The organism is Prauserella marina (genome assembly GCF_002240355.1).
Classification (GTDB): domain Bacteria; phylum Actinomycetota; class Actinomycetes; order Mycobacteriales; family Pseudonocardiaceae; genus Prauserella_A; species Prauserella_A marina.
In genome coordinates, this window is record NZ_CP016353.1 from 127,489 (window position 1) to 141,861 (window position 14,373).

12 protein-coding genes are annotated in these 14,373 nt (G+C 67.8%); 10 read left to right on the forward strand and 2 right to left on the reverse strand.

Annotated elements, in window-relative coordinates; all coding sequences use genetic code 11:
• Positions 1 to 41: 41 nt before the first annotated feature.
• Together BAY61_RS00640 and BAY61_RS00645 are read left to right on the forward strand one after the other, a co-directional pair.
• A complete protein-coding gene (locus BAY61_RS00640; RefSeq protein WP_170140133.1) occupies positions 42 to 896 on the forward strand; it encodes a hypothetical protein in 855 nt (284 codons plus the stop codon).
• A complete protein-coding gene (locus BAY61_RS00645) occupies positions 893 to 1,525 on the forward strand; it encodes an IclR family transcriptional regulator (RefSeq protein WP_091801128.1) in 633 nt (210 codons plus the stop codon). The genes BAY61_RS00640 and BAY61_RS00645 overlap by 4 nt, the downstream gene beginning before the upstream one ends.
• Before the next feature lie 9 nt (positions 1,526 to 1,534).
• Here the strand turns inward: BAY61_RS00645 and BAY61_RS00650 are convergent, their stop codons facing one another.
• A complete protein-coding gene (locus BAY61_RS00650) occupies positions 1,535 to 2,137 on the reverse strand; it encodes a TMEM165/GDT1 family protein (protein ID WP_091801130.1) in 603 nt (200 codons plus the stop codon).
• Between the two features lie 247 nt (positions 2,138 to 2,384).
• Between BAY61_RS00650 and BAY61_RS00655 the strand changes: the two genes are divergently transcribed.
• From BAY61_RS00655 to BAY61_RS00680, 6 genes are all read left to right on the forward strand, one after another.
• Complete coding sequence (locus tag BAY61_RS00655) at positions 2,385 to 3,935, forward strand: cytochrome ubiquinol oxidase subunit I (protein ID WP_091801132.1); 1,551 nt, start codon at positions 2,385 to 2,387, stop codon at positions 3,933 to 3,935.
• 190 nt (positions 3,936 to 4,125) lie between these two features.
• A complete protein-coding gene (cydB, locus tag BAY61_RS00660; RefSeq protein ID WP_091801136.1) occupies positions 4,126 to 5,136 on the forward strand; it encodes a cytochrome d ubiquinol oxidase subunit II in 1,011 nt (336 codons plus the stop codon).
• Positions 5,133 to 8,441: a thiol reductant ABC exporter subunit CydD gene (cydD, locus tag BAY61_RS00665; protein ID WP_091801138.1), complete on the forward strand. Its 3,309-nt coding sequence runs from the start codon at positions 5,133 to 5,135 to the stop codon at positions 8,439 to 8,441. Before cydB ends, cydD begins: the two co-directional genes overlap by 4 nt.
• Before the next feature lie 14 nt (positions 8,442 to 8,455).
• Positions 8,456 to 9,598: a GAF domain-containing sensor histidine kinase gene (locus BAY61_RS00670; RefSeq protein WP_091802413.1), complete on the forward strand. Its 1,143-nt coding sequence runs from the start codon at positions 8,456 to 8,458 to the stop codon at positions 9,596 to 9,598.
• A gap of 45 nt (positions 9,599 to 9,643) precedes the next feature.
• On the forward strand, positions 9,644 to 10,177 hold the full coding sequence (locus tag BAY61_RS00675) for an SRPBCC family protein (RefSeq protein WP_091801140.1): 534 nt from the start codon (positions 9,644 to 9,646) through the stop codon (positions 10,175 to 10,177).
• Entirely contained in the window at positions 10,174 to 10,497 is a 324-nt protein-coding gene (locus BAY61_RS00680; RefSeq protein ID WP_245865635.1) for an ArsR/SmtB family transcription factor, read from the forward strand. Before BAY61_RS00675 ends, BAY61_RS00680 begins: the two co-directional genes overlap by 4 nt.
• An 11-nt stretch (positions 10,498 to 10,508) precedes the next feature.
• Here the strand turns inward: BAY61_RS00680 and BAY61_RS00685 are convergent, their stop codons facing one another.
• The gene (locus tag BAY61_RS00685) at positions 10,509 to 11,159 is read right to left on the reverse strand and encodes a response regulator (protein WP_091801143.1); all 651 of its coding nucleotides are present in this window, start codon (positions 11,157 to 11,159) and stop codon (positions 10,509 to 10,511) included.
• A 63-nt stretch (positions 11,160 to 11,222) separates the two neighbouring features.
• Here BAY61_RS00685 and BAY61_RS00690 point away from each other — a divergent pair, with 63 nt between their 5' ends.
• Positions 11,223 to 11,978 (forward strand): DUF427 domain-containing protein, encoded by a 756-nt coding sequence (locus tag BAY61_RS00690; RefSeq protein ID WP_091801147.1) that lies wholly within the window; start codon positions 11,223 to 11,225, stop codon positions 11,976 to 11,978.
• A gap of 142 nt (positions 11,979 to 12,120) precedes the next feature.
• Positions 12,121 to 14,370 carry an AAA domain-containing protein gene (locus BAY61_RS00695; protein WP_091801150.1) on the forward strand — a complete coding sequence of 750 codons (2,250 nt, stop codon included), beginning with the start codon at positions 12,121 to 12,123 and terminating at the stop codon, positions 14,368 to 14,370.
• Positions 14,371 to 14,373: the final 3 nt, after the last annotated feature.

Here is a 14,373-nt window from a genome sequence, read left to right on the forward strand (position 1 = left end):
TGTTTTCGTACGCTACTAGCGTGTGAGGCGTGTCAAGCGCTGTGGAACTCACGCCCCCCGGCCCCGGAGGAACTCCTTCCCTGTTCGCGCGCCTCGTGGATGATTCGGCTCTGTTCCCTCCGGGGGACGCGACGATGTCCCAGGCCCTCAAGGCTCACTTCGCGACCCGGGCCGGTGAACGCGCCGGTGTGCTCGGAGTTTTCCTGTGCCAGGCCTCGCGATTGCCGGAGATGATCACCGAGCTGATCAAGATCAAGCCGACGACGCCGTTGCCGATCTCGCTGATCATCGACACCGGTCTCGGTGGCGTACCGAAAGCGATCTCGATCGTCGAGTCCCGCAACGAACTGCTCGCCCTGAAGATGGTCGAGATGCCCGCGCCCTCGGACGTCGACGAGGTCTGGCTCGAACGTGTTTCGGAGTTCGTGCCCGAGGATGTGATCAGGGTTGTCGAACCCCGGCGGGGGGTTGGCTGGCTCGACGGCGTTCGCAAGGTGATCGAGCACGGGAGCTGGCCGAAGATCCGCTGCGGGGGGCTTTCGAAAGAGAACTTCCCCAGCATCGACGAGGTCGCCGACTTCCTCGCCGTCGTGAGCGGGTCGACCGGCGCGTCGTTCAAGGCGACCAACAGCCTGCACCGCGCCGTCAGGCACACGGACGCCGAAACCGGCTTCGACCACCACGGGTTCCTGAACCTGCTGGTCGCCTCCGCCCGCTGCCTCTCGGGAGGTGACGTGCGAGACGCGCTCTCGTGCAGGGACAGCGAGGTGCTCAGCGCGGAGGCGCAAGCGCTGTCGGATCCCGCCGCGAAGGCGGTGCGCTCGCTGTTCGCCTCCTACGCCTCGGCCAGCTTCGACGAACCCATCGCCGACCTCGAAGGTCTGGGCCTGTTGTGAGCAGGGAGAGCTCGCTGACTCTCGACCGCGGGCTCGCTCTGTTGCAGGCCGTCGCCGACACGGGCGGCGACGCGATCACGATCTCCGAACTCGCCGTCGCCATCGGCGGCAGCAGGGCGGCGGTGTACCGGCTACTCGTTCCGCTCGTGGAGCGCGGCTTGGTGTGGCGGGACGGCAGCAAGGTGCGCCTCGGCGCCGGTGTGCTGCGCCTCGCGGAACAGATGCTGCCCCAGCTCCGCGAGGCGGCCAGGCCGGTGCTGCGCGAGCTGGCTGAGGCGCTGGGCGTGACGGTGCACCTCTCCGTCGCCGAGGGTGAGCACATGCACGTGATCGCCGTCGCCGAGCCGTCATGGACGGCGATGCACGTCGCCTACCGTGTCGGCAGCAAGCATCCGCTGTCGCGAGGCGCCGCTGGCAAAGCCGTCGGCCTGCGGCCGAAGGGCAGGCAGTGGGCCGCCGCGACCGGAGAGCCTCGGCCTGGCATTTCCGGCGTCGCCGCCCCGCTGAGGGGTGTTTCCGGGCTGAGGGCGAGCGTCGGTGTCGTCTCGTTCGAACCGCTCGACAACGCCGCTGTCGGCCCCGAGTTGGTCGCGGCGGCTGTCACCCTCGCCGAGCTGGTGCGTCGCTGAGACGCCGAATCAGCCGAGCAGGGCGGTTGCGAATGCGAACAAGGAGAAACCGGCGAACACGAAGCCCGCGACGCGCTGGATGAGCCGAGGGCGCAGCCTTCCCCTGATCTTCCTACCGAGAAAAACGGCGAGTGCGGCGACGCAGACGAGACCGAGGAACGCACCGAGCCCCACGGCGAACGGCTGGGAATAGCGCGCGGCGAGTCCCGCCGTCGCGAGCTGCGACGCGTCGCCCCATTCCGCCGCGAACAGCACGGCGAACGACGTCATGGCCGCGCGCCGGAACGGCACCGGCGCGGCTCCGGAACGTGCCGCGTCGTGCTCGTCGTTCTCGCCCTTGGTGAATCCCTCGCGCAACAGCATGATCGCGCCTGCCGCGAACATCAGTCCGACGACGACGGAAACCAGCCGGTCGGGAAGCAGGGTCAGCACGCTGCCGAAAGCGACGGCGATGGTGGTCTGCACCGCGAACGCGGCCGAAACGCCCGCCAGCACCGCTCTCGCGCGGTAGCGGGTGGTGAGCACCAGAGTCGCCACGAGCGTCTTGTCCGGCAATTCAACGGCGAGGATCAACGCGAACGTCGCGAAAAACGGTACGAGCGCCGACGACATCGTAAATGCACACCCCCTTACTTCTTCAACGATAAAGGGGAGTTGTGTCGATTGCCAGGTTATGGGATTTGCGAATCGGCGATTTCGGGTCAGCTGCGAATTGATTCCAGGTGGTCCATACAATTTTGTTCGGTAAGCCGAAAATGCTTTTGTGGCCGAGGTCCGGCGGGTGTCAGGACCTAGGTCCCGCCCAGCTCAGGACCACGGGACCTGACATTCGGCCCTGGTAAACGGAAAAGTTGACCCCGTGGAGGTCCTTGAACTAGCGCGGTGGCAGTTCGGAATCACGACCGTCTACCACTTCTTGATGGTTCCGTTGACGATCGGTCTCTCGATACTCGTCGCCGGAATGCAGACGGCGTGGGTGCGCACGGGTAACGAGCGCTACCTGAAGATGACCAAATTCTGGGGAAAACTGCTGCTCGTCAACTTCGCCATGGGCGTGGTGACGGGCATCGTCCAGGAGTTCCAGTTCGGTATGAACTGGAGCGCCTACTCCCGGTTCGTCGGGGACGTCTTCGGGGCGCCGCTCGCGATGGAAGGTCTTGTCGCGTTCTTCGTCGAATCGACGTTCCTCGGGTTGTGGATCTTCGGCTGGGACCGGCTGCCCAAGCGCGTCCACCTCGCGTGTGTGTGGGCGTTCTCGCTGGCCACGGTCGCCTCCGCGTACTTCATTCTCGCCGCGAACTCGTGGATGCAGCACCCGGTCGGCGTCGAGTTCGTCGACGGCACGCCGACGATGAACTCGATCTGGGCGGTGCTGACCAACAACACGGCGCTCGCCGCCATTCCGCACACGGTTGCTGGCACCTTCTCGGTCGCCGCCGCGTTCGTCGTCGGTGTCTCGGCGTGGCAGCTGTGGCGGAAGCGGCAGCGGAACGTCGCAGGCAAGCGCATGGTCGACCAGGACGTCAACGACGAGCACCAGCGCGTGTGGCGGTCGTCGCTGAAGCTGGGGACCTGGACGGGAGTCGTCGCGTTCGGCGTGCTGGCCATCACGGGTGACCTGCAAGGCAAGCTGATGTTCGAGCAACAGCCGATGAAGATGGCCGCGGCCGAGGCACTGTGCCACACGGAGCAGCCCGCGAGCTTCTCGATTCTCGCGATCGGTGACGTGGCGGATGCCAACTGCGAGAACGTCAAGACCTTCACCGTTCCGGCCTTGTTGTCGTTCCTCGCGCACAACGACTTCACGACCGAGGTCAAGGGCATCGAGGACCTGGTCGGCCAGTACCAGGAGCGCTACGGTTCGCACTATCCCGACGATCCGGCGCTGGGTGAACTGGCTGGTCAGCCGATCGACTACGTGCCGAACCTCCCCGTGACGTACTGGGGATTCCGGATCATGATCGGCTTCGGCGCGATCTCGGCCGCGACCGGCGTGCTCGCGTTGTGGCTGACGAGGCGCGATCGCGTCCCGGACAGCAAGTGGTTCCCGAGGCTGGCCCTGCTCAGCATCGCGACGCCGTTCATCGCCAACAGCGCGGGCTGGATCTTCACCGAGATGGGGCGACAGCCGTTCGTCGTCGTGCCCAACCCGACGGGTGTCGACGGCGTGTGGATGTTCACCGCGCAAGCGGTGTCGAACGTGTCGGCAGGCGAAGTGTGGGTGTCGCTGATCTCGCTGACCGCGCTGTACGCGGTACTCGGGGTCGTCGAGGTGTTCCTGATGACCAAGTACATCCGGGGCGGAGTCGACGCCGTCTATCCCCCGAAGCATCCACAGGGCGATTCGGACTCAAACGATCACGACGACACCGGCGATTCGAAGGGCGACGCGCTCGCGTTCGCCTACTAGGAAGGTTGAGGACGATGTTCGGGGAGACGATGGCAGCCCCCACCCTCCCTGGGGGGCGACCCCGCAGTCAGCCTACCCCGGCGGCCTGTGTCCACGGGGTGCTACCAGCGGGTTGTGGACAAAATCAGGAGTTGTCCACAACTTGGGGAAATCTGGTTTCACCTGAAACATTCAGCGGAGGGACGTGCTAATGGACCTCGCGACCCTCTGGTTCTGCATCATCGCCGCCTTCTGGCTCGGCTACCTGTTCCTCGAAGGATTCGACTTCGGCGTCGGCATGCTCCTGCCCGTGCTCGGGCGAGACGACACCGAACGCCGCGTCATGATCAACACCATCGGCCCGGTGTGGGACGGCAACGAGGTCTGGCTCATCGTCGCGGGCGGCGCCATGTTCGCCGCCTTTCCCGCCTGGTACGCGGGCCTGTTTTCTGGCGCCTACCTGCCGCTGCTCATCGTCCTGCTCGCCCTCATCGGACGCGGCGTCGCCTTCGAATACCGCGGCAAAATCGACAGCGCCCGCTGGCGCCGCAACTGGGACCGCGTGATCATGATCGGCTCCTGGATCCCGCCAATGGGCGTCGGCCTCCTGCTCGCCACCACCGTCCTCGGCCTCCCGCTGGACGCCGAAGGCAACCGCGTCGGCTCGGCATTCGCCGCGATCCGCTGGGACACCATCCTCGGCGCGCTCGCCATCGTCGGCTTCTCACTCGTGCACGGCGCAGCCTTCCTCGCGCTCAAAACCGAAGGCGAACTCCGCGAAAGGGCCCGCACCCTCGCGCTGCGGATCCTCCCCGCCGCACTCGCCCCGCTGCTCCTACTGCTGGTGCTCGTCCAAAGCAAGGAAGGCGAGATCTGGACGGCCTTCGCCCTCGCCGCCGTACCCGTCGCGGCGGCCATCGCGTTCTGGCGGCTTGCGGTCGGCAGAGAAGGCCAAGCGTTCGCCGCGCTCGCCACCGTCATCACCGCGGCGGCACTGATCCTCTTCGGTGCCCTCTACCCCGACGTCCTGCCGTCCACAGGGGACCCAGCCAACTCGCTCACCGTCGCCGACGCCTCGTCCAGTCCCTACACGCTCACGGTCATGAGTTGGGTCGCCGCCTTCGGCGCACCAGCCGTGCTCGTCTACCAAAGCTGGACCTATTGGGTCTTCCGCAAACGCATCGGCACGAAACACATCCCGAAAGTGCACGCCCCGAAATGAGCTTTCCCTTCCGCACACCCCTTTCCGCCATGAGGTCCACAGTGGACCCGGTGCGGCTGGGAAAGGGTCCGCTCGGCGCGCTGCCCGCCTTGTCGGCGACAGCGCGCCGAGCGCTGGCCTTCACCGGGATACTCGCACTGCTCAACGCGGGCGCACTCATCGCGCAAGCCTTCCTGCTCGCCTCGATACTCGCCGACCTCGTCGACAACGGCGCCGAAGCGCTCGGTGCGACCACAACCCGGGTCGCCATCCTCGCCGCGCTCGTCGTCGCGAGATCCGTCATCGGCTGGGGCATCCGCGTCGTCGCGGTGAGAGCCGCCGCCGGTGCGAAGGAAGAACTCCGCGCGAAAACCGTCGACCACACCCTCCGCCTCGGTCCGGAATGGATCAACGACAAGGGACACGCCCAGCTCACCGCCCTCACGACCCGAGGGCTCGACGCACTCGACGGCTACTTCGCCGAATACCTCCCCGCGCTGGTCACGGCAGCCGTCGTACCCGTCGGAGCCGGGGCGGCCGTGCTCGTCGCCGACTGGCCGTCGGCCGTGCTCATCGCGATCACGATCCCGCTGCTGCCGATGTTCGCGATCCTCGTCGGCAAGTACACCGCCGACCGTGTCTCCACCGCGACCGACGCGCTCATGCGCATGTCAGGACACCTGCTCGAACTCGTCAGAGCCCTGCCCGTTCTCGCGGCCTTCCGCAGGGCCGAAGCACAGGCGGACGCGGTCCGCAGAGTCAGCGAACAGCACCGCAAGTCGACACTGTCCACATTGCGCGTCGCCTTCTCTTCGGCCTTCGTGCTCGAACTCGCAGCGACCCTTTCCGTCGCTCTCGTCGCCGTCGTCATCGGCGTCCGGCTGGTCTCCGGCGACCTCACCCTCGCCATCGGACTCGGCGTCCTACTGCTCGCTCCCGAGTGCTATCAACCGCTGCGCAACGTCGGCGCCGCCTTCCACGCGAGCGAAGACGGCGTCGAAGCCGTCCGCAGGGTCACCGACGTGCTCGCGACACCGGCCCAGCCGAACGGAACCCGCGCCCCCGTTCGCGGCGACATCCGCATCACCGGCCTTCGCGTCGAGCGCAGAAACGGCTACGCCCCAGACGGGGAGAGTCACCTGATCACTCCGGGCAGCACCACGTGGCTGCGCTCGCCGAGCGGAGCCGGAAAGAGCACCACGCTCTCGGTGCTGCTCGGCTTCACCACCCCCGCAGCGGGGAGCATCACCGTCGCCGGTACCCCGCTCGCCGAACTCGAGCCCGCCGCGTGGCGTGACCAGATCGCCTGGGTTCCTCAGATCCCCGCCTTCGCGGGCGGCACCGCACGCGACGAACTCGGAACGACCGACGCCGCCGAACGCGTGCTCGCCGAACTCGGCATCGAGCACGTCATCGACACCCCGGTCAACCGGCTCTCGACGGGACAACGGCAACGCCTCGCCGTCGCGAGGGCACTGCTGCGGCTCGAAGACGGCGCCTGGCTGCTGCTGCTCGACGAACCGACCGCACACCTCGACCAACGCAACGCCGACCGCGTCATGGTCGCCGTCGAGAACGCCAGAAAGCGCGGCGCCGCCGTCGTCATCGCGGCACACCAGCGCGAAGACGGGGCCGACCTGGTCGTCAACGGCATCGAGGTCACCGAGAAGGCCGGTACCTCGACCAACGCCGATGCCGGAAAGAAGGCGCCCGCGACGCTCCGACTGCGCGAACTGGTCAACCGGCGCTTCGCTGCCGGTGTTCTCCTTGGAGCCGGTGCACTGCTCGCCGGTGTCGCGTTGACGGCGACGTCGGGCTGGCTCATCGCCAAAGCCTCACAGCAACCGCCGATCCTGACCCTCACGGTCGCCGTCGTCGGGGTACGCGCCTTCGGGCTCGCCAGAGCCGTCCTGCGCTACACCGAGCGGCTGCACACCCACGACGCCGCGTTCCGAGTTGCCGCCGACCTGCGCGAGAAGTTGTGGCGCACGCTCGTCCGCCTCGGCCCCGCGCACACGCTCGGCCTGCGGGGAGGCGAAGGCCAGCGCAGGCTCGTCGCCGACGTCGACACCGTGCGCGACCTCGTCCCCAGAGTGCTCACCCCACCCGCCGTCGCCTGCATCGTCATCGTCGGCGCCGTCGTCATCCAAACCGCCGTGCTTCCCTCTGCCGGACTCGCGCTTGCCGTCGCGATGCTGCTCGCCGTCCTGCTCGCCCCCTCGCTCGCGTTGCTCGCCGAACGGAAGGCGACCTCGGCGCTCGCCGAGGGCAGGAGGGACATCGCCGCTCGCGTGCTCACCCTGTTCGGTTCCTCGGCCGAACTCCTTGCCTACGGAAGGGACCGCGAGCTGCGTGCCGAACTCGGTGCGGCCGACGCAAGGCTCGTCGCCTCGGCGCGGCGGCAGGCGTTCGCCGAGGGCACCGCCGAAGCGGTGACGACGCTCGCCACCGGCTTCGCCGCCGTGGCGAGCACGGTGCTCGCGGCAGGGGCCGTCGCCGAAGGCGCGCTCAGTCCGGTACTCGCGCCGATCGTCGCGCTCGTCCCGCTCGCGCTCGCCGAGGTCGTCGCCACGCTGCCCCCGGCCGCCCAGCATTGGGACACGTTGCGCACGGCACGGCGAAGGCTCGCCGAGACCTTCGAGCACCCCACCCCGGCAAAGGCGCGCACGCGCGACAACGCCGCCATCTCGATCAGGGGCGCCGACCTGCACTGGCCAGCGCGGCCCGAACCCGTGCTCACCGGTGTCGACATCGACATCCCGGCAGGAAGCAAGGTGGCCGTCGTAGGGCCTTCGGGGGGAGGGAAATCGACCCTGCTCGCCACGCTGCTCGGGTTCGTCGTTCCCCGCGTGGGGGAGGCAACGGTGCCGGAGCGCGTCGCCTGGGCTCCGCAGGAGCCGCAACTCGTCTCGACGACGGTCGCCGAGAACCTTCGCCTCGGCAATCCACACGCGACGACCGCGCAGCTCGAAGCCGCATTGTCGGCAGCCGTTCTTCCCGCCGTCGAACTCGGCACCGTGCTCGGCAGCGAGGGAAGCGGGCTTTCCGGCGGACAGGCGGGGCGACTCGCGGTGGCGAGAGCGTTGCTCGCTGCCGAAACGGCCGACGTCGTACTGCTCGATGAGCCGACGGCCCACCTCGACGCCGCGACGGCCGACGAACTGCTCGGCAACCTGCGCACGCGGCTCGAAGGAAAGACCGTCATCCACGTCACCCATCGACCGGACGAGGCAGCCGACGCCGACCTCGTGCTTCACGTCGAGAACGGCGGTGTCATCACGAAGCTCACAGCGAGGGAAGCGGTCATGAGGAGCGGAGGCGCATAACCTTGGTACTGCTCATGGAACCCAGCCTTGCCGCGCGAGCGCTCTCCGCGGCCACCGAGATCACGACCACCGCGCTTTCCGGCGACGACCCTGGCGCGGTGCTGGGATCCGTGGTGCGCCACGCCGTCGAACTCGCCGACGCCGACCTCGGGCTCATCATGGTCCGGGCCGACGACGGGAGCGTGACCATCGAGGCAGCGCACGGCTCGGCCGCGGAAACCGATCTGCTCGGCCTTTCCCTTCCCGCGGAGTCCGCCGCGGGAAGGGTCGCGGGAGGCGGTGAGCCCGTCGTCGCCGACGACGTCACCAACGACCCGAGGACGTCCCGGTTCGTGCCGCCAGAGCTGCGTTCGTACGGTCCGTTCGCGGCGGCGCCGTTCGGTACCGGAGGCAGGCTGCTCGGGGTGCTCACCGTGTACAGGGCCCGCACCCGCGAAGTGTTCTCCGAGAGCACCGTTGACGTGCTCACCGCGTTCGCGGGGCAGGCCGGGGTCGTGCTCGCGCTCGCGGACGGGGCCAACGCGAGGCACCGGATCACGCTCTACCAGGAGCGGGAACGGATAGCTCGCGAATTGCACGACGTGATCGTGCAGCGGCTGTATGCGGCAGGCATGCAGCTCGACAGGGTGCGGCGCAGGATGCGCAAGCGGTTCGCGGGCGCGGACGGCGCGCGGCTCGGTGAGGCCATCGATCAGCTCGACCAGACCATCGAGGAGATCAGGGGCACGGTCAGGGCGTTGCGTTCTCCCGATCCGCAACCGCACGACGTGGCGCCGCAGGCCATCGACTTCGCGGAATCGGCCCGCGCCGAAGTGCGCATCGCGGGTGAACTGCTCGGTTTTCCTCCGACGCTCGAACTCTCCGGCGAGCTTGCCGACATCCCGCCGGAGAGCGCCGACCACATGAGGGCTGCGCTGAGGGAAGCGCTGTCCAATGTGGTCAGGCATTCCGGGGCGAGTGAGACGAGGGTGATCGTGCAGCGCGACGCCGAAGGTGTTCGCCTTCGCGTCAGGGACAACGGGTGCGGGGTACCGCAGGACGTCGCGAGGCGCGGGCTGCGGCACCTCGCCGAGCGGGCGGAGCGGGCAGGCGGCAAGTTCTTCGTCAATTCGTCGCCGAGCATGGGGACGCTGGTCGCCTTCGAACTGCCGCTCTGAATCCCCAGGTTGAACGTATATCGCTGACTGTCTATATTGCCAGTCATGAATATTCGGGACTTGGGAACGCTGACCCGTAGCGCCGACGGACGCCGCGTGCTGACGTTCGTGCGCACGTATCCGCATCCGAGGGAAAAGGTCTGGCGAGCGCTCACCGAAGCCGGGCACCTGCGCGGCTGGTTCGCGCAATACCTCGACTACGACGAGTCGCTTTTGGAGTTCTCCAAGGAAGGCGCGGTGCTGGAGTTCCGGCCGGGCCCCGGCGACGAGCAGCCTCCTGCCGAAACCGGCAGGGTCCTCCGTTGCACGCCGCCCTCGCTGCTTGAGTACACCTGGGGCGAGGAAATCCTGCGCTGGGAGTTGGAATCCGCCGAAGTGGATGGTCCCGCGTGCGTCCTCACCTTCAGCAACACGTTCACCGACCCCGCCTTCGCTCCGTTCAACGCCCTCGGCTGGCACTCCGGTCTCGATCGACTCGCGGCCGTGCTGGACGGCGAAGACCCCTCGGCGGTACCCGTCGAGGCCGACGATCAGGCGGCCAGCGAGCTGCTGGCGCGGTACGAGAAGGAATTCGCGTGAGCGTCACGGAGGAAGAACTGTTCGCGGTGCTGGCCGAGCCGCGACGGCGGCAGATACTCGACCTGCTGCTCAAGGGCGATCAGCCGGCGGGTGCCATCGTCGACCACATCGACGTGTCACAGCCGACCGTTTCCAGACATCTCGCGGTTCTGCGCAGGGCAGGGCTGGTCACGGTGCGCGGGAAGGCACAGCAGCGCTGGTATCACCTCGAAGCCGCGCCGCTTCGCTCGCTCGACGATTGGCTGACGCCGTACCGGGCGCGCTGGGCGGACCGGTTGGCCGCACTCGGCGACTACCTCGACGACATGCCCGACGAGTGACCGCGCCGGGGTCAGTGATCTCGCGTGCCGCGTCTCGCCACCCACGCGGCTGCCTGCGTGCGGCGTTGCATGCCGAGCTTGCCCAGCAGTGACGTCACGTAGTTCTTCACCGTCTTCTCGGCGAGGAAGAGGCGTTCGGCGATCTCCCTGTTGGACATGCCATGGCCGATCAGGTCGAGCACGCTCCGCTCGCGTTCGCTCAGCTCGGCGAGCCGGTCGGACTCGGCGGGATGCCGCATTTTGTCGAGCAGTCTCGCGGTCGTCACGGGATCGAGCAGCGAGCGGCCCGCCGCGACCTCCCTCACCGCGTTGACGACGTCCTGCCCTCGCACCTGCTTGAGCAGATAGCCCGATGCGCCGGCCATGATCGCGCCCATCATGGCCTCCTCGTCGTCGAAGGCCGTCAGCACGAGGCACTGGGGCGGGTTGGGCCGCGAGCGCAACTCCCTGCACAGGGCGACGCCGTCGACGTCCTTCTCGCCGTCACCCAGCCGGACGTCGACGACGGCGACATCGGGTTCGACGTGCATGGCGACCGCGAGCGCCTCGTCCGCGCTGCTCGCCTCCGCGACGACCTCGATGTCGCGTTCGTCGGTGAGCAGCTCGCGCAGCCCACGCCGAACCACCTCGTGATCGTCGACGAGCAGTACTTCGATGGCCATACGACGAGATTACGTGGACTCGCATTGCGAAATACCGCGCGCGCGGTGTGCGTTCGGCTGCATATGGAGACAGAAACCCGGGGCAGGGTCCGTGTCGAGCGGGGCGCGAAGCGGGTCCGCGCCGTTTTCGCCGGAAAGGTGGTCGCCGATACGACGCGACCGCTGCTGGTGTGGGAGGTGCCGTACTTTCCGGCGTACTACTTCCCGCGCGAGGACGTCGACTCGGCTTCACTCGAACCGACGGGCGCGACACGGCGTTCACCGAGCAGGGGAGAGGGCGTCCTTTCCACGCTGAAAGCCGGCGGGAAGACGGCGGAGGACGCCGCGACCGAATATCCCGATTCGCCCATCGCGGCGTTGCGCGATCACGTTCGCTTCGAATGGGACGTGATGGACGCGTGGTTCGAGGAGGACGAGGAGGTCTACACGCACCCGAGAGACCCGCACACCAGGGTGGACATTCTGCCCAGTTCGCGGAACGTGCGGGTCGAGGTCGGTGGCGTCGTCGTCGCCGACAGCGGCAATCCGAGGTTGCTGTTCGAGACCGGCCTTCCGACGAGGTACTACCTGCCGAAGACCGATGTCCGGCTCGACCTGCTCGTGCGCAGTGACAAGGTCACGCACTGCCCCTACAAGGGCTCGGCCGAGTACTGGTCGGTGAACACCGGCGGCGAGGTCGTCGCCGATCTCGCCTGGTCCTACCGCACTCCGCTGCCGGAAAGTGAACGCGTCGCCGGTTTGATCGCCTTCACGGACGAACTCGTCGACGTCTACGTCGACGGCGCTCTTCAGGAGCGGCCGAAGACCAAGTTCGCCTGACGCGACCTGGCTTTCCTCGGCACGTGCTCGTTCGGGGCGCGTGTCGCGGACGGCCCGCGCGTCGGCTTCTGTGGATCACACTCCTGGCTTACTTTCTGTACCCGAACCGACACCCTTGGTTTACGGGATGGGAAGGGGCCGGATGTCCGATTGGCGGCTGGCTGCCGCGAGTGCCGTCGAGGCCGAACTCGACCACACGCGAGAAGCGGGCGAATGGACTCTGCTGGGGCGGATCAGGAACATGGACGACGGTGGCTACGCCGTCGATCTCAGGGGCAGGCGGATCAACCCCGTCGACGACGTCCGCCTCGCCGGAAGCGAAGGGCCCAGGGAAGGCCCGGCGGTCCCGGTGAACGCCGAACTGGTCTGCGGCGTCATGTGGATCAAGGTTCCAGGTTCCCTTCCGGCCGAGTGCGACATGGTGTGGGTGCGGGAGGTGTCCACACGGGACGGTTTGCGGCAGCTGGCCGACCGGCTTCGTGACCTTCCCGAGGGCACGCTCGCCGACCAGCTCGCCGAAGGCAGGCCCGACACCGCGCCCTCCGACGCCTACCGGGCCTGCTTCCTGCCAGGTCTTCGGCTCGTGTGGGGCGCTCCAGGCTCCGGCAAGACGCATCTCATCGCGAAGGCAGCGGCCGAACTCGCCAAAGCGGGTAAGCGAGTTCTCATCGTCAACGCTGGCGAACAGCCACCCCGGGTCCCCGCCGCTACGGAGGCCGAACTGTCCTCGCTGCGCGAGGATCTTGCCGAACTGACCGCGGAGGAACAGCGGATCGGCGAGCTCGCCCTCGCTCTCGGCGGCTACGACCACGAGACGTATCTCGCCGTGGGAAGAAGGATCGAGAACGAGGAGCGGTCCGCGACGCTGGAAGCCGAATTCGCCTCGGTGCGAAGACAGCACCAGGAGGCGGCCGAACAACTCGCGATGGCACAGCGGGGATTGCTGGCGGCACGCACGAAGTGGGAAGCCGTCGAGGGCAAGCGAACGAGCTTGACCGAGGCACACGATCACGAGCGACAACTCGAACAGCTCCAGCCGCTGCTCGCCTCGATCGGCGCGAAACTCGACGAAGGCGGCAAGCTCTACCGGGGAAGGCGCGCGGACAAGAAGGCACTCAGGGAGGCCGAGGCCAAGCGGGCCGAACTGGAGACCGGCATCCGTGACTGTCTGGAAAGGGCTCATCCCGTCACCGACGACCAGGTGAAAGTCCTCGCCGCCGAGCTGGAAACCGCGCACCGGCACCTCGACGGTGTCGCGGAGACCGAGGCTTCGGTACACGTCAAGCTGGAACGGCTTCGCGGCCGGATCGCGCGGTTGCGCTCCACCGGGCTCGTCACCGCGCAGGATCGCCGGTATCACGCCGAATGCGAAGAACTGGGGTTTCCCTCGCTCCACGCGGAAAGAGCGGACTTGCTGCGCGCCGGACCGGAAAGGGCGGCCAGGAGGGGCAGGCTCGAAGAACGGCTGTGGTGGCTCGGCGAACGTTCGGCGAAGCTGAGGGCCGACACGGAGGCCGTGGCCTGGGATTCAGCGCAGATCGTCACCACGTCGCCCGCACGGTACCGGCGGCCACGTCGTCCCTTCGACGTCGTACTCGTCGACGACGCGGGGTCCGCGCGGCTCGCCGACGTGTTGTGCGCCGTCGCGCAGGCGGGACAGACCGCCGTGGTGTTCGGTGACTTTCGTCAGCCGGGCCCTCGGCTCGGCAACCCGCGACTGAGGAACGTGCCCGACGTGCGGCGGTGGTTGCTTTCGACACCGTTCAGCCACTGCGGCATCAGGACAGCGGCCGAGGCTGAGCAGCACCCTGGCTGCTCGATTCTCGGCACCCAGTTCCGGTTCGGGCCTGCCGTCCGATATCTCGCGCAGGGCATCGGCTACGACGAACACGTCACGGCGGCGAGTGGGCGCACGGAGGTGGTGCTGCTCGACACCGAGGGCAACGCCGTCGACCGCGCCGCGGTCGTTCGCAATGTGGTGAGCGCGGACGGGACGGCGATCATCGCCCCCAACCGGGAGCGAGCCGAGGGCTGGCTCGACGTCGTGAGGGAGCGGTTCACGGTGGCAGCCGGAACCGCTCGCGGCCTCGCCGGCAACGAATTCGGCACGGTGCTTGTCGATCTGACCGACGACGATTGGTCGGCGCGGGTGCGGTCGTTCGGCTCGGCCGTGACGCGTGCGCGCACGCGGTTGTACTTGCTTGCCGACCTCGATGCGGTCAAGGCGGCGCCGATCGGCAGCCCGCTCGGGGTGGTGAACGCGCTGCGCTTGCAGAGCGTCGTGACCGTGCGGAAACTGGCCGATCTGCTCATCCCGCGACAGCGGGTCGCCATTGTGGCGACAGCAGGCGACCAATCGGCACGTTACGGTGACCAACGCGCGAGCTTCTAGTGG